The organism is Pseudomonas sp. AOB-7 (assembly GCF_003696305.1).
Classification (GTDB): domain Bacteria; phylum Pseudomonadota; class Gammaproteobacteria; order Pseudomonadales; family Pseudomonadaceae; genus Aquipseudomonas.
In genome coordinates this window covers 42,275-65,304 of the sequence record NZ_RFFK01000013.1, presented here as the reverse complement: position 1 = coordinate 65,304, position 23,030 = coordinate 42,275, and the positions used below count along the sequence as shown (strand labels likewise).

The following is a 23,030-nucleotide window of genomic DNA, read 5'->3' as shown; positions in this document are numbered from 1 at the left end:
GCCCACGAGCGGCGCGCCAGGCTTTGACCGCACTGGTGAGAGGCCATGATCGAAATAAGAAACCTGACCAAGCGTTTTGCGCAGCACACGGCAGTCGACGATCTGTCGTTCAGCGTCCAGCCGGGGGAGGTGCTGGGCTTTCTCGGCCCCAACGGCGCCGGCAAGTCCACCACCATGAAGATGCTCACCGGCTTTCTCGCGCCGAGCTCCGGCACGGCGAGCATCCTCGGTTGCGATATCCAGACCCAGACCCTGCAGGCCCAGCGGCAGATCGGCTATCTGCCGGAAGGCGCGCCCTGCTACGGCGACATGACGGTGCGCGGCTTTCTCGACTTTATCGCCGAGGTGCGCGGCTTTCGTGGCGCCGAGAAGCGTCAGCGGGTCGAGCGCGCCGTGGCGCAGGTGGAGCTGGACAAGGTGCTGGAGCAGAGCATCGAGACGCTGTCCAAGGGTTTCAAGCGCCGCGTCGGCCTGGCCCAGGCGATCCTCCACGATCCACGCGTGCTGATTCTCGACGAGCCCACCGACGGCCTCGATCCCAACCAGAAGCATCAGGTGCGCCAGCTGATCCAGGGCCTGGCGCGCGACAAGATCGTGATCATTTCCACCCACATCCTCGAAGAGGTCACGGCGCTGTGCACCCGCGCGGTGGTGATCGCCCAGGGCCGCCTGCTGGCCGATGGCACGCCGCTGGAGCTGGAAAGCCGCTCGCGCTACCACCAGGCGGTGACCCTGGTGGCCGCCGAGCCGCTGGATCTGGATGCCCTGGCCGCGCTGCCGGGGGTGGCCGGGATCGAGGAGAACCACCTGGAGCACAGCTTCAGCGTGCTGGCCAAGCCGGGCGAGGTGATCTTCCCGCAGGTCAACGCGCTGATCGGCCAGCGTGGCTGGAACATCAAGGAACTCAACGTGGAACGCGGCCGGCTCGACGAAGTGTTCCGCAGCCTGACCCGGGGAGAGCAGCCATGACCCAGTTGCCGGTGATCTTCAAGCGCGAGCTGGCGAGCTACTTCGCCACGCCGCTGGCCTATGTGTTCATCGTGATCTTCCTGGTGCTGTCCGGGGTGTTCACCTTCTACCTGGGCGGTTTCTTCGAGGGCGGCCAGGCGAATCTGTCCGCCTTCTTCAACTTCCACCCCTGGCTCTATCTGTTCCTGGTGCCGGCGATTGCCATGCGCCTGTGGGCGGAGGAGCGCAAGTCCGGCTCCATCGAGCTGCTGATGACCCTGCCGATCACCCGCTTCGAGGCGGTCACCGGCAAGTTCCTCGCCGCCTGGGTGTTCGCCGGCCTCGCGCTGCTGCTGACCTTCCCGATGATCGTCACGGTCAACTACCTGGGCGAGCCGGACAACGGCGCCATCGTCACCGGCTACATCGGCAGTTGGCTGCTGGCCGGCGCCTATCTGGCCATCGGCTCGTGCATGTCGGCGCTGAGCAAGAACCAGGTGATCGCCTTCATCCTCGCGGTCAGCGCCTGCTTCCTGTTTATCGTCAGCGGCTTTCCGATGGTGCTCGATGCCTTCGCCTGGGCGCCGCAGTGGCTGGTGGACGCCATCGCCTCGCTGAGCTTCCTGGTGCGCTTCGACGCCATCAGCAAGGGCGTGATCGATCTGCGCGACCTGCTGTATTTCCTCTCGCTGATCGCCGCCTGGCTGACCGCCACCGCCGTGGTCATCGACCTGAAGAAAGCCGACTGAGGAGCGCCCATGAAAAAGCTGATCTATTCCGGCGCCGGGCTGCTGCTGATCGCGGCGGCCTTTCTCGCCTTCAACCTGCTGGCCGGCCTCGGCCTGGGCGGCGCCCGCCTGGACCTGACCGAGCAGAAGCTCTACACCATTTCCGATGGCACCAAGCAGATCCTTGGCGAGCTGGACGAGCCGATCAACCTGTACTTCTTCTACTCCGACAAGGTAGCCAAGGACCTGCCGGCGCTGCGCACCTACGCCCAGCGCGTGGAGGAGATGCTCAAGGCCTACCAGCGCCAGGCCGGCGGCAAGATCCGCCTGCACCTCATCGACCCCGAGCCCTTCTCCGAGGACGAGGACAAGGCCGCCGAGTTCGGCCTGCAGGGCATCCCCCTGCAGCAGGGTGGCGACTCCATCTACTTCGGCCTGGCCGGCACCAACGCGCTGGACGACACCCAGGTGATCCCGTTCTTCGCCCTGGATCAGGAGGAGCACCTCGAATACGAGCTGAGCCGCCTGGTGCAGAGCCTGGCCAAGCCGCAGCTGCCGGTGGTCGGGGTGCTCTCCGGGCTGCCCATGACCGGTGGCTTCGACATGATGGCGCGGCAGCCGACGCCGCCATGGATGGTGCTGGAGCAGGTGCGCCAGTTGTTTTCGATCGAGCAGCTCAAGGCCGACGTCGACCTGATTCCCGACAGCGTCTCGGTGTTGTGGCTGGTGCACCCGAAGAACCTGCCCGAGCAGACCCTGTACGCCATCGACCAGTTCGTCCTGCGCGGCGGCAAGCTGATGGTGTTCGTCGACCCCTATGCCGAGGCCGACACTGGCGACATGCCGGGCGAGATGGCGGTGGACAAGGGCTCCAACCTCGAGCCGCTGTTCCAGGCCTGGGGCCTGCGTCTGGTGCCGGACAAGGTGCTCGGCGACGGCTCCTACGCCATGTCGGTGAGCATGGGCCAGGGCCAGCGTGCGGTGCGTCATGCCGCCTGGCTGAGCCTGCCGCGCCAGGCGCTGGACCAGGAGGACATCGCCACCGCCGGGCTGGAGAGCATCACCGTCGCCACCGCCGGCATCCTCGAACCGGTGGAAGGCGCCAAGACCCGCTTCACCCCGCTGCTGCAGAGCTCCGAGTACGCCATGCCCTTCGACGCCCAGCGTTTCGCCATGCTGAGCAATCCGGAGGAGCTGATCCGCGAGCTGGAGCCCACCGGCGAGCGCTACGCCATCGCCGCACGCATCGACGGCCCGGCGCAGAGCGCCTTCCCCGACGGCATCGAAGGGCGCAAGGACGGCCTCAAGCAGGCCGACACCATCAACGTGATCGCGGTGGCCGATACCGACATCTTGAGCGACCGCCTGTGGGTGCAGGTGCAGGACTTCTTCGGCCAGCGCATTCCGCAGCCCTGGGCCGACAACGGCAGCTTCGCGATCAACGCGCTGGACAACCTGGCCGGCTCCGAGGCGTTGATCAGCGTGCGTTCGCGCGGCCGCTTCAGCCGTCCCTTCGTGGTGGTGGAAGAGTTGCAGCGCGCCGCCGAGCAGCGCTTCCGCGAGAAGGAACAGGCGCTGCAGGCGCGCCTGGCCGAGACCGAGCAGCAACTGGCGGCGCTGCAGCGCAACGACGACCCCAGCCAGGCGCTGGAGCTGACCCCGGAGCAGCAGGGCGCGGTGCAGCGCTTCATCCAGGAGAAGCTGGCGATCCGCAAGGAGCTGCGCGACGTGCGCTACCAGCTCAACGCCGATATCGAGGTGCTGGGCCGCACGCTCAAGGTGATCAATATCGCCCTGGTGCCGGCACTGTTGACCCTCGGCGTGCTGGCCCTGTGGCTGTGGCGGCGCCGCCGCCGGGCCTGAGCATTGTGGGAGGCGCTTTAGCGGCGACTCGTTCGCAGCTAAAGCGCGTCGGGTGGATCGGGGCGCGTAGCTGTCGCTTTTTACATCCACCACAACGGTGGATCGGTGAAGCGTGATCCACCCTACGAACCGGGGCCGTAGGGTGCGCCACTCGCACCAAAGCTTTTGAGGCGGTGCGCATGGCGCACCACGGTTCGTCGCTTTCAACCTTGGGGGCATCTGTCGCTCCGATGGGGAGCCGAAGGATGAGCCTCCCGAGTTTTCAACAGTGAGGGGATCATGGGACGTAAAGGTCTGATCGCATTGATCGTCATCGTGCTGCTGTGCCTGCTGGGTTACCTGGCGCTGCAGCAGCGCCAGCAGCAGGGCACTGCACAGCTCGAACGCACGCCCTGGCTGGCCGCCGAGCAGGGCTATCTGGGTAGCCTGCAGGCGCTGGAAATCCAGCCGCCCGGCCAGCCGGCGGTGCGTATCGAGCGCCGCGGCGAGGCCTGGGTGGTGCCGGCCAAGGCCGATTACCCGGCCGCGCGCGAGCCCCTGGCCGAGCTGCTGCGGGCGCTGCGCGAGGCGCGCACCGTCGAGGCCAAGACCGCCAACGCGCAGTGGCACGCACGCCTGGGCCTGGCGGAAAGCGGCGAGGAGGGCGAGCAGGCGCTGCGTCTGCAGCTGCAGTTCGACGGCCATCCCGAGTTGAGCCTGCGTCTGGGCAACCCGTCGCAGCAGGGCAGCGGGCAACTGGTGCGCCGCGCCGGCGAGGATCAGGTGTGGCTGATCGACCAGCAGCTCGACCTGCCCAGCCGCGAGCTGGACTGGCTGGATCGCCGCGTCGCGGACATTCCCTTCGCCAGCGTCAAACGCCTGGAGCTGCGCTACGCCAGCGGCGAGACGCTGACCCTGAGCAAGGCCGACGCCGAGCAGTACAACTTCACTGTGGAGCAGTTGGGCAAGGGCCAGCAGCTCAGTTTCGAGGGCGCGGCCAACGGCATGGTCACGCTGTTCTCCAACCTGCGTTTCGCCGATGCCGCGCCGCTGGCGCAGATCGCTTTCAAGCAGGCGCCGATGCTCAGGCTGAGCCTGACCGGCTTCGACGGCCAGAGCCTCGAAGGCGCGCTGTACCAGCAGGGCGAGCAGCACTGGCTGGTGCTCGGCGAGCGCCAGGGATTCGAGGACGGCGAGGTGGCCGCGCGCAGCGATTGGGCCTATCGTCTGGACGCCGAGCAGGTGCAGAGGCTGGCGAAGAAATTACGCGATTTGCTGGCGAAAAACGGATAAAAACCGGCTGTAACCCCGATGTTGTCTGGTTTGCGCTCGGTTCTAAAAAAGTGCTTTTCAGTCACATTTCATGCTTTATACTCGGCCCAGCGGTTGCAGCAAGAACGCCCTTCGCTTGACCTGCTCCATGCTCCAATTGCCGGGGTTGGCGAACGATGAACAGAACGTTTTTACCGAGCCGTCACAGCGCCTATTCGGGACAATAAAAATTTGCGAGTTGGAGAAGTGGGTAATGGCAGATCGTGAGACCGGAACCGTTAAATGGTTCAATGATTCCAAGGGCTACGGGTTCATTCAGCGCGAAAGCGGCCCGGACGTATTCGTTCACTACCGGGCCATCCGTGGCGAAGGCCACCGCACCCTGATCGAGGGGCAGAAGGTCGAGTTCGGCGTGACCCAGGGCCAGAAAGGCCTGCAGGCGGAAGACGTTTCCGCGGTCTGAGTTCCAGACTCCAACGAAAAGGCCCGTCGATGACGGGCCTTTTCGTTTATGGCGCAAGGGTGGATGTCGTTTTTACATCCACCACGCGGTGGATCGATAAGGCGTGATCCACCCTACGGATCGTGCCGGGCGCAACGGGTGGTTGGATGAATGGCCACGGTGCGCGCTACGCACCCTACGGATGCGGCCGCTGTCATTCCGTACGCCAGACGATCTCGGTTTCGCCGTCGGCATCCACCTTGATCCAGCGGTCGGCTTCCTCGTCGCTTTCATCTTCCACCCAGGTTCCCGGCGCGCAGCGGATCTGCACGCCGAGCGCGGCATGGGCGGCGCGGGCGCAGGCCAGGTCGTCGGCCCAGGGCGTGGCGTCGCTTTCCAGGTACAGGCTGTGCCATTTGCCCACGGCCTTCGGCAGCCAGGTCACCGGCACGTCACCGGCCTTGCATTTGAAGGTCTGGCCCTTCTGCTGCCAGTCGCTGCAAGGGCCCAGGGCCTCACCCAGCCACTGCGCCACGGCGTCGCGTTCGGCGTCTTTCAGGTAGATCTCGATATCGGGTTGGCGCATGGCATTCAGTCCTGAGAGCGTGGGCTCTGGGTTTTGACGATCCAATCGTAGCGGATGGCAACGGTAACTTCGAAGGGCGCGGCAATCACCGCCTCGCGCCGTTCGGCACTGGCGCGCCAGCCGTGCGGGGTCATGGCCAGCAGGTCGGCGCGAGCCTGGGCATCGCTCAGGTGCAGCGGGAACTGCAGGGTTTCGCTATGGGCCAGGTGCATGCCCGGCGGAATCAGCGCCAGGTGCTTCTCGTCGTCGTAGTCGCGCACCTCATCGTAGAGCTTCTGCCGCAGCTCCATCAGGTGCACACGGGTCGGGCCCATGCGCAGCAGGCCACCGCCGGGGGCTAGCAGGCGATTGGCCTCGGCCCAGTCGAGCGGGCTGAACACGCTGGCCAGCAGCTCGCAGCTGGCATCCGCCAGTGGCACGCGGGCCATGCTCGCCACCAGCCAGTTCAGCTGCGGGGCGCGTTTGCAGGCACGCTTGATCGCCTCGCGGGAGATATCCAGGGCATAACCGTCGGCATGGGGCAGGGCGCGGGCGATCTGCTCGGTGTAGTAGCCCTCGCCGCAGCCGATATCCAGCCAGCGCGCCGGTTGGTACTCGGCCGCCAGTGCCGCCAGGCGCGCGGCCAGCGGCGCGTAGTGACCGCCGTCGAGAAAGCGTCGGCGCGCCTCGACCATGGCGGCGTTGTCGCCGGGATCGCGGCTGTTCTTGTGCTGCACCGGCAGCAGGTTGTAGTAGCCCTGGCGGGCGCGGTCGAAGCTGTGCCGGTTGCTGCAGACCAGGCCGCTGTCACTGGGCTGCAGCGGCGTCTGGCAGAGGGGGCAGATCAGGCTCATGCCAGCAGTTTCACCAGGGTCTGGTAATAGACTTCGGTGAGCAGGTCGAGGTCGCTGGCCAGCACCCGCTCGTTGATCTGGTGGATGGTGGCGTTGACCGGGCCGAGCTCGACCACCTGGGTGCCCAGGGTGGCGATGAAGCGACCGTCGGAGGTGCCGCCGCTGGTCGACGGCGTGGTCTCGCGGCCGGTGACGCCCTTGATGCTGGCGGCCACGGCGTCGAGCAACTCGCCCGGCTGGGTGAGGAAGGGCAGGCCGGACAGCGCCCACTCCAGGTGGTAGTCCAGGCCGTGCTTGTCGAGGATGGCGGTGACGCGCTGCTGCAGGCCTTCGACGGTGGATTCGGTGGAGAAGCGGAAGTTGAACACCGCCTTCAGTTCGCCGGGGATGACGTTGGTGGCGCCGGTGCCGGAGTTGAGGTTGGACACCTGGAAGCTGGTCGGCGGGAAGTAGTCGTTGCCATGATCCCAGTGCTCGGCGGCCAGTTCGGCCAGTGCCGGGGCAGCCAGGTGAATCGGGTTCTTCGCCAGGTGCGGGTAGGCCACGTGGCCTTGCTTGCCGTATACGGTGAGGGTGCAGCCGAGCGAGCCGCGGCGGCCGTTCTTCACCACATCGCCGAGCAGGCTGGTGCTCGACGGTTCGCCGACGATGCACCAGTCCAGACGCTCGCCGCGTTCGCGCAGACGCTCGACCACCGCCTTGGTGCCGTGCTGGGCCGGGCCTTCCTCGTCGCTGGTGATCAAAAAGGCGATGGCGCCCTTGTGATTAGGGTGGTCGGCGGTGAAGCGCTCCACCGCGACGATCATGCTCGCCAGGCTGCCCTTCATGTCCGCCGCGCCGCGGCCGCAGAGCATGCCGTCTTCATCGACGCGTACGTCGAACGGCTGGTACTGCCAGGCGTCCAGCGGGCCGGTGGGCACCACGTCGGTATGCCCGGCGAAGCACAGTACCGGGCCCTGGGCGCCATCGCGACCACCGCGCTTGGCCCAGAAATTCTCCACCTCTTCGATGCGCATGTGCTCGACCTCGAAGCCGCAGGCGGCCAGGCGACGCATCATCAGCTCCTGGCAACCTTCGTCGACCGGGGTCACGGACGGGCGGCGGATCAGGTCGAAGGCGAGTTCCAGGGTCGGGGTGAGGGTGGCGGTCATTGCGGCTCCGGTACGGCGGCTAGCGTGAAGGCTGGCCATCTTAAAGCAAAAGTCGTTACCGATCAGGTCATAAGGCGCGCAGCAGGATGCGTTCGCACACGGTTGGGTCGAGCTCGTCGCCTTCACCGAGGGCGCCCGGGGCGCGGCGTTGCAACTGCGCCAGCACTTCCGGGACCGCCTCGGCGTCCAGGCCGTGCTCGCTCAGCCGGGTGGCCAGGCCGAGATCGCGAAAGAACGCCGCGGTGGCGGCGATGGCGGCGTCGATGCGCTGCTCCGCGTTGCCGGCGGGCAGCTGCCAGACCCGTTCGGCGTATTGCTGCAGCCTGGCGCCGTGCGCCTCGCGGCATTCGGCGAGCAGCGCGGGCAGCACCACGGCCAGGCTCTGCGCCGGGGCCAGGTGGTACAGCGCGCTCAGCTCCCGGGCGATCCGCCGCGCGCCGCCCGCCGGTACCACGCCGCAGCCGGCGGGGCCGTCGAGCGCCTGCAGCGCGCACCACAGCAGGTTGGCGCGCACGGCCTGGTCCTCGGGATCGGTGATCAACTTGCGACCTTCTTCAATCAGGGTCAGCAGCAGGGCCTCGGCGTAGCGCGCCTGCAGCGGCGCATCGGCCGCGACGCCGAGGTAGTGCTCGCAGGTGCGGGCGAACGCCTCGATCACCGCGTGCGCCAGTTGCTGACGCGGCGCGTCGAGGTGGAGGCCGGGGTCGACGATGGCGAAGCGCGGGTGCAGCAGCGGGCTGGCGAAGGGCAGCTTCTGCTGGCGTTCGGCATGGCTGACCAGGCCCTCGGCGTGGCTCAGGGCGCTGCCGATCGGCAGGGTCAGCAGGCAGCCCAGCGGCAGCGCCGCGCGGATCGGCGCGCCGCACAGCAGTTGCAGCGGATCGCCGGGGTGGCACAGGGCGGCGGTGAGGAACTTGCCGGCATCGATCGGCGCGTCGCCGCCGATGGCCAGGACGAAGTCGCAGGCGTCGTGCCGGGCCTGGGCCACGGCGCGCAGCAGGGTGTCGTACTGCGGGTTGGGCTCGATCCCGGCGAAGCGGCTCAGCGGGCGCCCGTGCAGGCTGCGCTCCACCTCGGCCCAGACGCCGTTGCGCAGGATGTCGGCGCCGGCGTGCAGGGCCAGCACGCGGCTGCCGGGCGGGATTTCCTCGGCCAGGCGGGCGATCTGGCCGCGGCCGAAGTGCAGCCGGGTCGGGTTGTAGACGCTGAAGTTGCGCATGGGCGAAGCCTCGCTGCTGCGCTCACTATAGCGCCGGCTGCGCCGCCCGCCGGGCGAACCGCCCGGCGGGCTTGGGCGCAGGCATGGCCGTGCCTATAATGCGCGCCTTGCTGCAGGGGGTGAGATGAACATAGACGAACAACGTTTCGGCGGCATAGCCCGGCTCTACGGCCGCGAGGGCTATGCGCGGCTGGCCGCGGCGCATGTGGCGGTGGTCGGCATCGGCGGCGTCGGCTCCTGGGCGGCCGAGGCGCTGGCGCGCTCGGGCGTCGGCGAGATCTCGCTGTTCGACCTGGACGACGTCTGCATCACCAACACCAATCGCCAGGTGCACGCCGTCGAGGGCGCGGTGGGCAAGGCCAAGGTCGAGGAGATGGCCGCGCGCATTCGCGCCATCAACCCGGCCTGCGTGGTGCACGCGGTGGCCGATTTCGTCACCCGCGAGACGATGGCCGAGTACATCACCGAGCAGCTCGACGGGGTGATCGACTGCATCGACAGCGTGCCGGCCAAGGCCGCGCTGATCGCCTGGTGCAAGCGGCGCAAGATCCAGATCGTCACCACCGGCGGCGCCGGCGGCCAGGTCGACCCGACGCAGATCCAGCTCGCCGACCTCAACAAGACCTTCAACGACCCGCTGGCAGCCAAGGTGCGCAGCACCCTGCGCCGCGATTACGGTTTCTCGCGCACGCCGGGGCGTACCTATAGCGTGCCCTGCGTGTTCTCCACCGAGCAGCTGCGCTATCCCAAGCCGGACGGCACGGTGTGCCAGGCCAAGGGCTTCGTCGGCGAAGGGGTCAAGCTGGACTGCGCCGGCGGCTTCGGCGCGGTGATGATGGTCACCGCCAGCTTCGGCATGGCCGCCGCCGCCAAGCTGGTGGACAAGCTGGTGGCCGGCGCCCGGCGCCCGGCCGAACGTGGCCGCAGCGACTGACGGCGGCCTGTGCGGCGGCCTGCTTGGCTAAGCTGAGACAAAAAAGGAGTGGCAGAACTCGGGCAGGGACGCTTCGCTGTGTTTGCGCGTTGAGGTGATCCGTGTCGTACCTGTTTTCCCGTCTGCGTGGTGGACCCTTCGCCGCCAGCCTCTGCATGGCGTTGCTGCTGGGCGGCGTGCTGCCGGTGGCGGCCGAGCCGAAGCTGCGCATCGGCACCGGCGACTGGGCGCCCTACGTCGACCAGCGCCGCGCCGATGGCGGCGCCATGGCGCGACTGATCAGCGCGGTGTTCGCCGAGGCGGGCTACGCGGTCGAATACGTCTTCTACCCCTGGGATCGCAACGTGCTGATGCTGCAGCAGGGTCAGCTGGACGCCATCATGCCCTACAGCTGCAGCCCCAGTCGCCTCAACTACGGGGTGTGCAGCGACCCGGTGGTGCGCGGCGAGGTGGTGCTGTTCCATCGCCGCGAGCTGGCGTTCGACTGGCGTCGCATCGAGGACCTCAAGCGCTACCGCATCGGCACCACCCTCGGTTATTCCTACGGCTCGCGCTTCGACCAGGCGCAGCAGGACGGCCTGCTGCAGGTGCAGCAGAGCGGCAAGGAGGACACCAGCTTCCGCCTGCTGGAACTCGGTCGCATCGACCTGCATCCGCAGGACCGCGCGGTCGGCTACGCCATGCTGCGTCGCCTGTTCCCCGGCGCCGAGGGGCGCGCCATCACCCATCATCCGCGCCACCTGAACACCGAACCGCTGCGCCTGCTGTTTCGCAAGGACGATGCCGAGGGCGAGCGGCTGCTGCGCCTGTTCAACGCCGGCCTGCGCCATTTCGCCGAGCGCGGCGACCTGGCGCGCCTGCAGCAGGCGCTGAATTCCGGCGACGCCGATGCCTGGCTGCCGACCAGCCGGGTGCAGGCGCTGCGCGACTGACGGCGGATGCGCCTATAATCGCCGCCCGCTTCCGTTGAGACCGCCGCAATGACCAATAACGACGTACTGCGCAGCCTGCGCTACCTGCTGGCCATCGGCGACGCCAAGCTGGTGGAGATCTGCCAACTGGCGGACTACCCGGTGACCCTGGAGCAGATCTCCGCCTGCCTGCTCAAGGACGACGAGGCCGGCTACCAGCCCTGCAACGACGCCTTGCTGGCCCATGTACTGGAAGGCCTGGTGTTCTACAAGCGCGGCAAGGACGAGAGCCGCGCGCCGCTGCCGGTGGCGACGCGCTTGAGCAACAACATCGTGTTGAAGAAGCTGCGCGTGGCCTTCGAGCTCAAGGACGACGACATGCAGGCCATCCTCCAGGCCGCCGACCTGCCGATGACCAAGGCCGAACTCGGCGCCCTGTTCCGCAAGCCCGGGCACAAGCACTACCGCGAGTGCGGCGACCAGGTGCTGCGCAATTTCCTGCGTGGCTTGACGCTGCGCGAGCGCGGCAAGGGCGACTAGCGGCGTGACGATATCGGGGGTAGTAGGGTCTTCCTGGCAACGCGCGTTTCGTAGGGCGGGTTAGGCGCCTGTTACGCCTGTCGATCGACTCCCATTGCCTGGTACGGCGTAACCCACCATCGGTGCAACGCCATCCATCGCCTGGTGGGTTACGCGGCGCGCGACTATGGCGGTGGCCGAACGTTCGAAGGTTGGCGCCGCTAACCCCACCCTACGGTGATCTGGCGTTTCAGGATCTTGCCAGTTCGCGCATGCGTTGCAGCACCGCATTGAGCCCGTTGCTGCGCGAGGGCGAGAGCTGGCGGGCCAGGCCGAGCTGGTCGAACCAGGCGGCCAGGTCGAGCGCCGCCAGTTCCTCGCCCCGCAGGCCGTCGACCCGGGCCAGCAGCACGGCCAGCATGCCGCGCAGCAGGCGGGCGTCGCTGCCGGCGCGAAAGTGCCAGGCGCCCCCGTGTGTTTCCGCCACCAGCCAGACCAGGCTTTCGCAGCCGTGCACGCGATTGGCCTCGCAGCGTTCGGCCTCGCTCAGCGGCGCCAGGCGCTCGCCCCACTGCATCAGCAGGCGCGCGCGCTGCTCCCAGCCAGGGCAGGCATTGAAGGCCTCCAGCGCTTCCTGAGCGGCGCCGGGCAGGTTATCCGTCATTGCAGCAGCTCCAGGGCCCGATCCAGGGCGTCGAAGAAACGATCCAGGTCGGCGCCGTCGTTGTACAGGCCGAGCGAGACGCGGATCGCACCGGACAGCCCCAGGCCTTTCATCAGCGGCATGGCGCAGTGGTGCCCGGCGCGCACGGCGATGCCCTGTTCGCTGAGCAGGTGGGCCAGGTCGGCGTTGTGCACGCCATCGACGCAGAAGCTGGCCAGCGCCAGTTGCGGCGCGCCGAGCAGGCGTACGCCGTCGCGCAGTCCGAGGCCGGCCAGCAGCTTGGCGTGCAGCGCCGCCTCGTGACCGGTCACCGCGGCCTGGTCGAGGCCGGTCAGCCAGTCCAGCGCCGCGCCCAGGGCGATCACGCCCGACACCGGCGGGGTGCCGGCCTCGAAGCCCAGCGGCGCCGGGCGGAAACGCGCGGCCTGGTAGTCGGCGTCCAGCACCATCTCGCCGCCGAACTGCCAGTGGCGCAGCTGCGCCAGCGCCTCGCCGCGGCCGTAGAGCAGGCCGACGCCGTCCGAGCCGTAGAGCTTGTGCGCCGAGCAGACGTAGAAATCGCAGCCCAGCGCCTGCATGTCGTGGCGGCCGTGCACCGCGCCCTGGGCGCCGTCGACCACGCTGAGGGCGCCCTGGCTGCGCGCCAGGGTCAGCAGTTCGCGCAGCGGCTGCCAGCGCCCGAGCACGTTGGACAGCTGCGACACCGCCAGCAGCCGGGTACGCGAGCCGATCAGCTCGGCGGCGCGGGCCAGGTCGATGCTGCCCGCGGCATCCAGCGGCAGTACCACCAGCTTGAGCCCGCGGCGCAGCGCCAGCTGCTGCCAGGGCAGCAGGTTGGCGTGGTGCTCCAGGGCGCTGACGACCAGCTCGTCGCCGGGCTGCAGCAGATGCTCCAGGCCGTAGGCCAGCAGGTTGAGCGCCTCGGTGCTGCCGCGGGTAAAGACAATCTCATCGCGGCTGGCCGCGTTCAGCCAGGCCGCCGCCTTGTCCCGCGTGCCTTCGAAGGCGCGGGTGGCGCGCTCGCCCGGCAGGTGCTGGGCGCGGTGCACGTTGGCGGCGCCGCTGGCCAGGTAGCCGAGCAGGCTGTCCAGCACCGCCTGCGGCTTCTGCGCGGTGGCGGCGCTGTCCAGGTAGGTCTGGCCCTCGGCTTCGAGGGCGAGAATGCCGGGGAAAGCGGCGCGCCAGGGGGAAGTCAGTGACATAAGAGCCTATCCCGTAGGGTGCGCCGTGCGCACCGGGTCGCACATGGACTGCTGGTGCGCGCGGCGCACCCTACTGGATCAGTTGTGGGCGTGCAGGGCTTCGTTCAGTTCAATAGCCGACTTGTGGGTCTTGCACTCCACCGCACCGGTCTGCGAGTTGCGGCGGAACAGCAGGTCCGGCTGACCGGCCAGTTCGCGCGCCTTGACCACCTTCACCAGTTGGTTCTGGTCGTCGAGCAGCGCCACCTTGGTGCCGGCGGTGATGTACAGGCCCGACTCCACGGTGTTGCGGTCGCCCAGCGGGATGCCGATGCCGGCGTTGGCGCCGATCAGGCAGCCTTCGCCGACCGAGATGACGATATTGCCGCCGCCGGACAGGGTGCCCATGGTCGAGCAGCCGCCGCCCAGGTCCGAGCCCTTGCCGACGAACACGCCGGCCGAGACGCGGCCTTCGATCATGCCCGGACCGGCGGTGCCGGCGTTGAAGTTGACGAAGCCCTCGTGCATCACCGTGGTGCCTTCGCCGATGTAGGCGCCCAGGCGGATGCGCGCGCTGTCGGCGATACGCACGCCGGCCGGCACCACGTAGTCGGTCATCTTGGGGAACTTGTCCACCGAGAACACCTCCAGCAGCTCGCCCTTCAGACGCGCTTCCAGCTGGCGCTCGGCCAGTTCGCCGAGGTCGACCGCACCCTGGCTGGTCCAGGCCACGTTGGGCAGCAGCGGGAAGATGCCGGCCAGGTTCAGGCCGTGCGGCTTGACCAGGCGGTGCGACAGCAGGTGCAGCTTGAGGTAGGCCTCGGGGGTGCTGGTCGGCGCGGCGTCTTCGGCGAGGAAGGTCGCCACCAGCGGGTTGTGGCTCTCGGCCAGGCGGGTGAGCAGGGCGGCCTGGGCGGCATCGACGCCCTTGAGCGCATCGGCCAGTTCGCCGGCCTGGGCGCTGCTGAAGGCGATGGCCTGGTTGCCGCCCTGGTAGCCGAGAATGGCCGCGGCCTTGTCGCTCAGCTCCACGGCCGGATTGAGCAGGGGCAGGGCGTAGAAGACTTCCAGCCAGTTGCCCTGGCGGTTCTGGGTGCCGACGCCGAAGGCGATGCTGAAGAGGTTGGTGCTCATAGGATGGTTTCCTTGCAACGAAATCGAGGGTGAAGAATCAGGCCAATGCGGCTTGGTAGTTATCCGGTTTGAAGCCGACCAGGGTGCGCTCGCCGAGATCGAGCACCGGGCGCTTGATCATCGAGGGCTGGGCCAGCATCAGCGCGATGGCCTTGGCCTGGTCGAGGTCGGCCTTCTGCTCGTCGGTGAGCTTGCGGAAGGTGGTGCCGGCGCGGTTGAGGATGGTCTCCCAGCCGTGCTCGGCGCACCACTGCTGCAGGCGCTGGCGGTCGATGCCGGCGCTCTTGTAGTCGTGGAAGTCGTAGGCGATGCCGCGCTCGTCGAGCCAGGTGCGGGCCTTCTTCATGGTGTCACAGGCTTTGATGCCATAGAGGGTCTTGCTCATGGGGTGCGTCCTTCGATAAAGCGGCGGATGCGCTGGGCGGCTTCGATGCACTCGGCCAGCGGCGCGACCAGGGCCATGCGCACGCGCCCGGCGCCGGGGTTGATGCCGTTCACCTCGCGCGACAGGTAGGAGCCCGGTACCACGGTGACATGTTCGGCGGCGAACAGCGCGCGGGTGAATTCGGCGTCGTCGCCCGGGGTGCGCGCCCAGAGGTAGAAGCCGCCGTCGGGGCGCTGCACGTCCATCACCGGCTCAAGGATATCCAGCACGGCGTCGAACTTTTCGCGGTACAGCTCGCGGTTGGCGCGCACATGGTCCTCGTCGTTCCAGGCGGCGACGCTGGCCAGCTGGGTCTGCACCGGCATGGCGCAGCCGTGGTAGGTGCGGTACAGCAAAAAGGCCTTGAGGATCTCGGCGTCGCCGGCGACGAAGCCCGAGCGCAGGCCCGGCAGGTTGGAGCGCTTGGACAGGCTGTGGAACACCACGCAACGCTTGAAGTCCGAGCGGCCCAGCTCGGCGCAGGCGCTGAGCAGGCCGGCCGGCGGGTTGGCCTCGTCGAAGTACAGCTCGCTGTAGCACTCGTCGGCGGCGATGACGAAGTCGTGCTCGTCGGCCAGGGCGATCAGCTTCTTCAGCGTTTCCACCGGGATCAGCGCCCCGGTGGGGTTGCCCGGCGAGCAGAGGAAGAGGATCTGGCAGCGCTGCCAGACCTCGGCCGGCACTGCATCGAAGTCCGGGTTGAAGCCATGGGCTTCCAGGCACGGCAGGTAGTGCGGCGCGGCGCCGGCGAGAAACGCCGCACCTTCGTAGATCTGGTAGAAGGGATTGGGGCTGACCACCAGGCCCTTGGCATTGCGGTCGACCACGGCCTGGGTGAAGGCGAACAGCGCCTCGCGGGTGCCGTTGACCGGCAGCACGTGGCGCGCCGCATCCAGCCAGCCGGCCGGTACGCCGAAGCGCCGCTCGCACCAGCTGGCGATGCTCTGGCGCAGCTCGGTCAGGCCCAGGGTGGTGGGGTAGACCGCCAGCTTGTCGAGGCTCGCGGTCAGCGCCTGGGCGACGAAGTCCGGCGACTTGTGCTTGGGCTCGCCGATGGACAGGGCGATGGCGCGCTTGTCCGCGGCCGGCTGCACGCCGCCGAGCAGGGCGCGCAGTTTCTCGAAGGGGTAGGGCTGGAGCTGGTCGAGGGCTGGGTTCATCGGGGCTTCCGGAAAATCAGATGGAAAATTGCGTGGGCTGGACGCTGGGCTCGGACAGGCGGCGGACGATGGTTTCCTGCAGGCGTGCGCAGAGCTCGGGATCGGACAGCGGCTGGTTATTGGCGTCGGTGACGAAGAACACGTCCTCGACCCGTTCGCCGAGGGTGGCGATCTTGGCGTTCTGCAGCGACAGGTCGAACTCGAGGAAGATCCGGCCGATGCGCGCCAGCAGGCCGGGGCGATCCGGCGCAGTCAGTTCGAGCACGGTCACCGGGCGTTGCGCGTCGTTGTGGATGGTCACCTGCGGGGCGAAGGCGAAGTGCTTGAGCTGGCGCGGCACGCGGCGCTGGATGATGGTCGGGTAGTCGTCCGGGTTCTTCAGCGCCTCGATCAGGCCCTGGCGTATCTGCTGGATGCGTGCGGGATTGTCGCCGATCGAGCCGCCATCGGCGTCCAGCACCACGTAGGTGTCGAGGGTGAACTGGCTGGTCGAGGTGATGATCCGCGCATCGTGGATGTTCAGGTTGAGCTGGCTCATCGCGGCCACGGTCACGGCGAAGAAATCGTGCTGGTCCGGCGCGTAGATGAAGATCTGCGTGCCGCCCTCGAACTCGCGCTGGGTGGTTTCCTTGATCAGCACCAGCGGACCGGCGTCGGCCGGGTGCTGGAGGATGGCTTCGGTGTGCCAGGCCACGTCGCTGGCGGTATGGCGCAGGAAGTAGTCGTCGCCGAGCTGGCTCCACAGCTGCTCGGCGTCGTCCGGGTCGGTACCGCCGCGCACCAGGGTGTCCAGCGCCGCGCTCTGCGTCTGGCGAATCTGTTCCTCGCGGTCCACCGGGTTCTCCAGGCCGCGGCGCAGGGCGCGCTTAGTCTCGGTGTAGAGCTGGCGCAGCAGGCTGGCGCGCCAGGAGTTCCACAGGCTGGGGTTGGTGGCGTTGATATCGGCCACGGTCAGCACGTAGAGGTAGTCGAGGTGGGTCTGGTCGCCGACGAACTGGGCGAAGTCGTGGATCACCTGTGGGTCGGAGAGGTCCTTGCGCTGCGCGGTGGTGGACATCACCAGATGGTGCTGCACCAGCCAGACGATCAGCGCGCTGTCCCAGGCCGGCAGATTGTGGCGGCGGGCGAAGGCCTCGGCATCCACCGCGCCGAGTTCCGAGTGGTCGCCGCCGCGGCCCTTGCCGATGTCGTGGTAGAGGCCGGCGAGGTAGATCAGCTCGGGCTTGGGCAACTTGTCGATCAGCTTGCTGGCCAGCGGGAATTTCTCCGCCAGCTCCGGCCAGCGGAACTTGCGCAGGTGCTTGATCAGGTTGAGGGTGTGCGCATCGACCGTATAGATGTGGAACAGATCGTGCTGCATCTGTCCGACTATGTGGCCGAACTCCGGCAGGTAGCGGCCGAGGATGCCGTAGCGGTTCATCCGCCGCAGGTTGCGGTGGATGCCCTCGCGGCACTTGAACAGCTCGATGAACAGGCTGGTGTTGCGGATGTCCTTGCGGAACTCGTCGTCGATCAGGTGGCGGCTGTCGCGCAGCAGGCGGATGCTGTCGGCGCGCACGCCCTTGATCTCCGGGTGCTGGGCCATCAGCACGAAGACTTCGAGGATGGCGAAGGGGGTGCGCTTGAAGACGTTCGGGTGGGTCACCTCGATGTAGCCGTCGCGCACCTGGAAGCGGCTGTTCAGCGGGGTGGCCGGGCCGCTCTCGCCGGCGCGCAGGATGACTTCCTCGAAGTGCTGGTTGATCAGGTCCGACAGCTCGGAGATGCCCATCACCACGCGGTAGTACTTCTGCATGAAGTGCTCGATGCTGCGCTTGCCGTCGCCGTCCTGGTAGCCGAACAGCGCGGCGATGCGCCCCTGGTAATCGAACAGCAGGCGGTCTTCGGCGCGCCCGGCGAGCATGTGCAGGGCGTAGCGCACCTTCCACAGGAACTCCTGGCTGGAGGAGAGCAGGGCGTATTCGCTCTCCAGCAGAAAGCCCTGGCCGACCATGGCGTGCAGATTCAGCGTGTCGAACTGGCGGCGCGCCACCCAGAGCACGGTCTGGATGTCGCGCAGGCCGCCCGGCGAGCCCTTGACGTTGGGTTCGAGGTTGTACTCGGTGTCGTTGTACTTGGCGTGGCGCGCCTTGCGTTCCTCGCGCTTGGCCAGGAAGAAGTGCTTGCTCGGCCACATCCGCTCGCTGCTGGTCACCGCCTGCATGCGCTGGCGCAGGTGCTCGGGGCCGGCGATGGTGCGGCTTTCCATCAGATTGGTGATCACCGTCAGATCGGCGCGCGCCTCCTCGGCGCACTCGTCGACCGAACGCACGCTCTGGCCGACTTCCAGGCCGATGTCCCAGAGCAGGGTGAGAAAGCCCTCGATCGGCTCGCGGAAGATCTCGTGATCGCTGCTGTCGAGCAGGATCAGCAGGTCGATGTCGGAATAGGGGTGCAGTTCGCCGCGGCCGTAGCCGCCGACGGCGAGCAGGGCGATGTCGGCGTCCTCGCTCCAGGCGAAGCGCTTCCAGGCTTCCTGCAGTATCTGGTCGACGAACCAGGCGCGGTCCTCGACCAGGCGGCGGATGTCGCGGCCGCCCTGGAAGCGGGCGTCGAGCACCTCGCGGGCATGGCGGATGGCCTTCTTGAACGCGGCGATGGGGCTGGACTTGAGCGCCAGCTCGGCCTGGAACTGACCGCGGTCAAACAGTTCGGGGTCCATCTGCGGCATGCAATTGCCTTCCTCTAAAGGTGCGTAGGGTGCGCCGGGCGCACCGTGCGGTTTTTGGTGCGCACGGCGCACCCTGGCTCAGGCCGAGGTGCGCGGCAGGGTGTCGTCGCTGCGCAGGGTGAGGATCTCGTAGCCACCGGCGGTGACCAGCACGGTGTGTTCCCACTGCGCCGACAGCTTGCGGTCCTTGGTGATGGCGGTCCAGCCGTCGCCGAGCAGGCGGGTTTCCGGGCGGCCCTGGTTGATCATCGGCTCGATGGTGAAGGTCATGCCTTCCTTGAGCTCCATGCCGGTGCCGGCGCGGCCGTAGTGCAGCACCTGCGGCTCCTCGTGGAACACCGCGCCGATGCCGTGGCCGCAGTACTCGCGCACCACGGAAAAACCGTTCTTCTCCGCGTGCTTCTGGATCACCTCGCCGATATCGCCCAGGCGGGTGCCCGGCTTGACCAGTTCGATGCCTTTATACATGCATTCCTGGGTGACCTTGGCCAGACGCTCGGCCCACTCGGCAACCTTGCCGACCATGAACATCTTGCTGGTGTCGCCGTGGTAGCCGTTCTTGATCACGGTGACGTCGATGTTCAGCACGTCGCCATCTTTCAGCGGCTTGTCGTTGGGGATGCCGTGGCACACCACGTGGTTGATCGAAGTGCAGATCGACTTGGGGAAGCCCTTGTAGTTGAGCGGGGCGGGGATGGCCTGCTGCACATTGACTATATAGTCGTGGCAGATGCGATCCAGCTCGTCGGTGGTAACCCCGGGCTTGACGTACTCGCCGATCATCTCCAGCACCTCGGCGGCCAGGCGGCCGGCCACGCGCATTTTCTCGATTTCGTCGGGGGATTTGATGGTGACGGTCATATGAAGCTCTCGGGCGCGAACGGAAAAGGGGAGTATCTTAGCAGCTAGGAGGCGCAAGCCCCAAAGGCCGCTGCAAGTGGGTGGCGGAGGGGCGCCTGGCGTCATTTGCTGCCTGAGGCTGGTAGCTTGCGGCTGCTTTCTGTGGTATAAAACGCGCCGCTTTACGGGCGGCATGCCCGAAAGCCTAAACCCACACACGTATCGACACGGTTTCCTGGGTGCCCGCAAGGGTTGGAAGCTGGGATACGTGGAGGCCTAACCCGACTTATCAAGGAACTATCATGTCCCAAGTCAATATGCGCGATATGCTGAAGGCCGGTGTGCACTTCGGCCACCAGACCCGTTACTGGAACCCGAAAATGGGCAAGTACATTTTCGGTGCGCGTAACAAGATTCACATCATCAACCTCGAAAAAACCCTGCCGATGTTCAACGACGCCCTGTCGTTCGTTGAGAAGCTGGCCGCTGGCAAGAACAAGATCCTGTTCGTCGGCACCAAGCGTTCCGCTGGCAAGATCGTTCGCGAAGAAGCCGCTCGTTGCGGTTCGCCCTTCGTCGATCACCGCTGGTTGGGCGGCATGCTGACCAACTACAAGACCATCCGTGCTTCGATCAAGCGCCTGCGCGAGCTGGAAACCCAGTCCCAGGACGGCACCTTCGCCAAGCTGACCAAGAAAGAAGCCCTGATGCGCACCCGCGATCTGGAGAAACTGGATCGCAGCCTGGGCGGTATCAAGGACATGGGCGGCCTGCCGGACGCGCTGTTCGTGATCGACGTCGACCACGAGCGCATCGCCATCACCGAAGCCAACAAGCTGGGTATCCCGGTCATCGGCATCGTCGATACCAACAGCAGCCCGGAAGGCGTTGACTACATCATCCCGGGTAACGACGACGCCATCCGCGCCATCCAGCTGTACATGGGTGCCATGGCCGACGCCGTGATCCGTGGTCGCAGCAACGCTGGCGGCGGCACCGACGAGTTCGTCGAAGAAGCCCCGGCTGCCGAAGCCGCCGAAGGCTAAGCGGTAACGCCAAGCAGTTAGCGTTATGCGCTGTGCAAGAAGGGGGCTAGGCCCCCTTTTTGCCACTCACAGATTTGATCGCCCACTCATCGGGCGAATGGTTGAAGACCTACCGAGAGGATTTTCAAGATGGCAGAAGTTACTGCAGCCCTGGTTAAAGAACTGCGCGAGCGTACCGGCCAAGGCATGATGGAATGCAAGAAGGCCCTGGTTGCCGCCGGTGGCGACATCGAGAAGGCGATTGACGACATGCGCGCTTCCGGTGCCATCAAGGCTGCCAAGAAGGCCGGCAACATCGCCGCCGAAGGCTCCATCGCCGTGCGCGTCGAAGGCGGCCGTGGCCTGATCATCGAAGTCAACTCGCAGACCGACTTCCTGGCTCTGCAGGATGACTTCAAGGCTTTCGTCAAGGAAAGCATCGACGAAGCCTTCGAGAAGAACCTGACCGAAGCCGCTCCGCTGATCGCTTCCCGCGAGTCCGCTCGTGAGGCCCTGGTGGCCAAGTGCGGCGAGAACGTCAACATCCGTCGTCTGACCGCCGTTTCCGGCGAAACCGTCGGTGCCTACCTGCACGGCCACCGCATCGGCGTGCTGGTCGTCCTCAAGGGCGGCAACGACGAGCTGGCCAAGCACGTCGCCATGCACGTCGCGGCGAGCAACCCGGCCGTGGTCACCCCGGACCAGGTGTCCGACGAGCTGGTGGCCAAGGAAAAGGAAATCTTCCTGCAGCTGAACGCCGAGAAGATCGCCGGCAAGCCGGAAAACATCGTCGAGAACATGGTCAAAGGCCGTATCGCCAAGTTCCTCGCCGAGGCCAGCCTGGTCGAGCAAGCCTTCATCATGGATCCGGAAGTCAAGGTCGGTGACCTGGTGAAGAAGGCTGGTGCCGAAGTCGTTTCCTTCGTGCGTTACGAAGTGGGCGAAGGCATCGAGAAGGCCGAAACCGACTTCGCTGCCGAAGTCGCTGCCCAGGTTGCTGCCAGCAAGCAGTAATCGGCGGTTCGACCAGTTGCCCCAGAGAGGCTGCCCGCTTGCGCGTGCAGCCTCTTTGCCGAATGGGGGGTGACAAATGCAACAGCGGCCGTTTCAACCAACGGTCGTCGGCGCTGTCGAAGTGCCGGATAATTGCGATGCTCAGGCATCGCCACAGCATTCATATCGCCGCAGGAGAGACTTGCAATGGCTCAGCAGACGAGTGGTCGCCAACCTCGCTACAAACGCATTCTGCTCAAACTCAGCGGCGAGGCCCTGATGGGCTCGGAAGATTTCGGCATCGACCCCAAGGTGCTCGACCGCATGGCCCTGGAAGTGGGGCAGCTGGTGGGGATCGGCGTGCAGGTTGGCCTGGTGATCGGCGGCGGCAACCTGTTCCGCGGCGCCGCCCTGTCGGCCGCCGGCATGGATCGGGTCACCGGCGACCACATGGGCATGCTGGCCACGGTGATGAACGCCCTGGCCATGCGCGACGCCCTGGAGCGCTCGAACATCCCCGCCATCGTCATGTCGGCGATCTCCATGGTCGGCGTCACCGATCATTACGATCGGCGCAAGGCCATGCGCCACCTGAAGACCGGCGAGGTGGTGATCTTCGCCGCCGGCACCGGCAACCCGTTCTTCACCACCGATTCCGCCGCCTGTCTGCGCGCCATCGAGATCGATGCCGACGTGGTACTGAAAGCGACCAAGGTCGATGGCGTGTACACTGCCGACCCGTTCAAGGACCCGCATGCCGAGAAGTTCGAGCGCCTGACCTATGACGAGGTGCTCGATCGCAAGCTGGGCGTGATGGACCTGACCGCCATCTGTCTGTGCCGCGACCACAAGATGCCGCTGCGGGTCTTCAACATGAACAAGCCGGGCGCCCTGCTCAACGTAGTGGTCGGCGGCGCCGAAGGAACCCTGATCGAGGAGGATGCACAATGATCAACGACATCAAGAAAGACGCCCAGGAACGCATGGGTAAGTCCCTGGAGGCGCTGGATCGCAATCTGGCCTCCATCCGTACCGGCCGTGCTCACCCGAGCATCCTGGACAGCATCAAGGTGCCGGCCTGGGGCAGCGACATGCCGCTGAACCAGGTGGCCGCGATCACCGTCGAGGACGCCCGTACCCTGAAGATCGTCGCGCACGACAAGAGCCTCGGCGCCGCCATCGAGAAGGCCATCCTGACTTCCGACCTGGGCCTGAACCCGAGCAGCGCCGGCACTACCATCCGCGTGCCGATGCCGGCGCTGACCGAGGAAACCCGCAAGGGTTACACCAAGCAGGCCCGCGGCGTCGCCGAGGACGCCAAGGTCGCCGTGCGCAATGTGCGCCGCGACGCCCTGGCCGAGCTGAAGAAGCTGGCCAAGGCCAAGGAAATCAGCGAAGACGAAGAGCGTCGTGCCGCCGACGAGTTGCAGAAGCTCACCGACAAGTTCGTCGGCGACGTGGACAAGGCCCTGGAGGCCAAGGAAGCGGACTTGATGGCCGTCTGACGGTCAGGA

At 66.8% G+C, this 23,030-nt stretch carries 23 protein-coding genes; 12 read left to right on the top strand and 11 right to left on the bottom strand.

The annotated features are described in order from the left end of the window. Positions 1 to 45: 45 nt before the first annotated feature. The 5 genes from EA796_RS19700 (at position 46) to EA796_RS19680 (ending at position 5,253) form a co-directional block, all read left to right on the top strand. On the top strand, positions 46 to 969 hold the full coding sequence (locus tag EA796_RS19700) for an ABC transporter ATP-binding protein (RefSeq protein ID WP_021443703.1): 924 nt from the start codon (positions 46 to 48) through the stop codon (positions 967 to 969). After that, complete coding sequence (locus EA796_RS19695; RefSeq protein WP_021443702.1) at positions 966 to 1,697, top strand: ABC transporter permease subunit; 732 nt, start codon at positions 966 to 968, stop codon at positions 1,695 to 1,697. The genes EA796_RS19700 and EA796_RS19695 overlap by 4 nt, the downstream gene beginning before the upstream one ends. Before the next feature lie 9 nt (positions 1,698 to 1,706). Further along, the gene (locus EA796_RS19690; RefSeq protein ID WP_021443701.1) at positions 1,707 to 3,539 is read left to right on the top strand and encodes a Gldg family protein; all 1,833 of its coding nucleotides are present in this window, start codon (positions 1,707 to 1,709) and stop codon (positions 3,537 to 3,539) included. Between the two features lie 279 nt (positions 3,540 to 3,818). Then, positions 3,819 to 4,811, top strand: coding sequence for a DUF4340 domain-containing protein (locus EA796_RS19685; protein WP_122109830.1), 993 nt, complete (start codon positions 3,819 to 3,821; stop codon positions 4,809 to 4,811). A 232-nt stretch (positions 4,812 to 5,043) separates the two neighbouring features. After that, a complete protein-coding gene (locus tag EA796_RS19680; protein WP_031303182.1) occupies positions 5,044 to 5,253 on the top strand; it encodes a cold-shock protein in 210 nt (69 codons plus the stop codon). A 193-nt stretch (positions 5,254 to 5,446) separates the two neighbouring features. Here EA796_RS19680 and EA796_RS19675 read toward each other — a convergent pair whose 3' ends face one another. From EA796_RS19675 to EA796_RS19660, 4 genes are all read right to left on the bottom strand, one after another. Continuing rightward, complete coding sequence (locus EA796_RS19675) at positions 5,447 to 5,818, bottom strand: hypothetical protein (RefSeq protein ID WP_122109829.1); 372 nt, start codon at positions 5,816 to 5,818, stop codon at positions 5,447 to 5,449. A 5-nt stretch (positions 5,819 to 5,823) separates the two neighbouring features. Then, positions 5,824 to 6,651, bottom strand: a complete 828-nt coding sequence (locus EA796_RS19670; protein WP_122109828.1) for a putative RNA methyltransferase — start codon at positions 6,649 to 6,651, stop codon at positions 5,824 to 5,826. Then, complete coding sequence (gene dapE, locus EA796_RS19665) at positions 6,648 to 7,802, bottom strand: succinyl-diaminopimelate desuccinylase (RefSeq protein ID WP_122109827.1); 1,155 nt, start codon at positions 7,800 to 7,802, stop codon at positions 6,648 to 6,650. The genes EA796_RS19670 and dapE overlap by 4 nt, the downstream gene beginning before the upstream one ends. A gap of 67 nt (positions 7,803 to 7,869) precedes the next feature. After that, positions 7,870 to 9,021, bottom strand: a complete 1,152-nt coding sequence (locus EA796_RS19660; RefSeq protein ID WP_122109826.1) for an iron-containing alcohol dehydrogenase — start codon at positions 9,019 to 9,021, stop codon at positions 7,870 to 7,872. A 124-nt stretch (positions 9,022 to 9,145) separates the two neighbouring features. Here EA796_RS19660 and tcdA point away from each other — a divergent pair, with 124 nt between their 5' ends. The 3 genes from tcdA to EA796_RS19645 all read left to right on the top strand — a co-directional run bounded on the left by tcdA (position 9,146) and on the right by EA796_RS19645 (position 11,406). Continuing rightward, on the top strand, positions 9,146 to 9,955 hold the full coding sequence (gene tcdA / locus EA796_RS19655) for a tRNA cyclic N6-threonylcarbamoyladenosine(37) synthase TcdA (RefSeq protein WP_122109825.1): 810 nt from the start codon (positions 9,146 to 9,148) through the stop codon (positions 9,953 to 9,955). Between the two features lie 101 nt (positions 9,956 to 10,056). Then, positions 10,057 to 10,887 carry an ABC transporter substrate-binding protein gene (locus EA796_RS19650; RefSeq protein WP_256679231.1) on the top strand — a complete coding sequence of 277 codons (831 nt, stop codon included), beginning with the start codon at positions 10,057 to 10,059 and terminating at the stop codon, positions 10,885 to 10,887. Between the two features lie 48 nt (positions 10,888 to 10,935). Further along, positions 10,936 to 11,406: a DUF1456 family protein gene (locus EA796_RS19645; protein ID WP_122109824.1), complete on the top strand. Its 471-nt coding sequence runs from the start codon at positions 10,936 to 10,938 to the stop codon at positions 11,404 to 11,406. 229 nt (positions 11,407 to 11,635) lie between these two features. On the opposite strand, the gene EA796_RS19640 is transcribed toward EA796_RS19645, so the two are convergent. The 7 genes from EA796_RS19640 to map all read right to left on the bottom strand — a co-directional run bounded on the left by EA796_RS19640 (position 11,636) and on the right by map (position 19,519). After that, positions 11,636 to 12,049: a SufE family protein gene (locus EA796_RS19640; RefSeq protein WP_122109823.1), complete on the bottom strand. Its 414-nt coding sequence runs from the start codon at positions 12,047 to 12,049 to the stop codon at positions 11,636 to 11,638. Then, positions 12,046 to 13,251, bottom strand: coding sequence for an aminotransferase class V-fold PLP-dependent enzyme (locus EA796_RS19635; protein ID WP_122109822.1), 1,206 nt, complete (start codon positions 13,249 to 13,251; stop codon positions 12,046 to 12,048). Before EA796_RS19635 ends, EA796_RS19640 begins: the two co-directional genes overlap by 4 nt. Before the next feature lie 78 nt (positions 13,252 to 13,329). Beyond that, complete coding sequence (gene dapD / locus EA796_RS19630) at positions 13,330 to 14,364, bottom strand: 2,3,4,5-tetrahydropyridine-2,6-dicarboxylate N-succinyltransferase (protein WP_122109821.1); 1,035 nt, start codon at positions 14,362 to 14,364, stop codon at positions 13,330 to 13,332. Positions 14,365 to 14,401: 37 nt separating this feature from the next. Continuing rightward, positions 14,402 to 14,749 carry an ArsC family reductase gene (locus EA796_RS19625; RefSeq protein WP_122109820.1) on the bottom strand — a complete coding sequence of 116 codons (348 nt, stop codon included), beginning with the start codon at positions 14,747 to 14,749 and terminating at the stop codon, positions 14,402 to 14,404. Further along, positions 14,746 to 15,948, bottom strand: a complete 1,203-nt coding sequence (gene dapC, locus EA796_RS19620; protein ID WP_122109819.1) for a succinyldiaminopimelate transaminase — start codon at positions 15,946 to 15,948, stop codon at positions 14,746 to 14,748. The genes EA796_RS19625 and dapC overlap by 4 nt, the downstream gene beginning before the upstream one ends. A gap of 16 nt (positions 15,949 to 15,964) precedes the next feature. Further along, on the bottom strand, positions 15,965 to 18,658 hold the full coding sequence (locus EA796_RS19615) for a [protein-PII] uridylyltransferase (protein WP_122109818.1): 2,694 nt from the start codon (positions 18,656 to 18,658) through the stop codon (positions 15,965 to 15,967). 78 nt (positions 18,659 to 18,736) lie between these two features. Next, entirely contained in the window at positions 18,737 to 19,519 is a 783-nt protein-coding gene (map, locus tag EA796_RS19610) for a type I methionyl aminopeptidase (RefSeq protein WP_021444630.1), read from the bottom strand. 281 nt (positions 19,520 to 19,800) lie between these two features. Between map and rpsB the strand changes: the two genes are divergently transcribed. The 4 genes from rpsB (at position 19,801) to frr (ending at position 23,021) form a co-directional block, all read left to right on the top strand. Then, the gene (rpsB, locus tag EA796_RS19605; protein WP_021444631.1) at positions 19,801 to 20,544 is read left to right on the top strand and encodes a 30S ribosomal protein S2; all 744 of its coding nucleotides are present in this window, start codon (positions 19,801 to 19,803) and stop codon (positions 20,542 to 20,544) included. A gap of 129 nt (positions 20,545 to 20,673) precedes the next feature. Beyond that, on the top strand, positions 20,674 to 21,537 hold the full coding sequence (gene tsf / locus EA796_RS19600; protein WP_031303281.1) for a translation elongation factor Ts: 864 nt from the start codon (positions 20,674 to 20,676) through the stop codon (positions 21,535 to 21,537). Positions 21,538 to 21,723: 186 nt separating this feature from the next. After that, positions 21,724 to 22,467 carry a UMP kinase gene (pyrH, locus tag EA796_RS19595; RefSeq protein WP_021444633.1) on the top strand — a complete coding sequence of 248 codons (744 nt, stop codon included), beginning with the start codon at positions 21,724 to 21,726 and terminating at the stop codon, positions 22,465 to 22,467. Then, complete coding sequence (gene frr / locus EA796_RS19590) at positions 22,464 to 23,021, top strand: ribosome recycling factor (RefSeq protein WP_021444634.1); 558 nt, start codon at positions 22,464 to 22,466, stop codon at positions 23,019 to 23,021. Before pyrH ends, frr begins: the two co-directional genes overlap by 4 nt. Positions 23,022 to 23,030 lie beyond the last annotated feature (9 nt).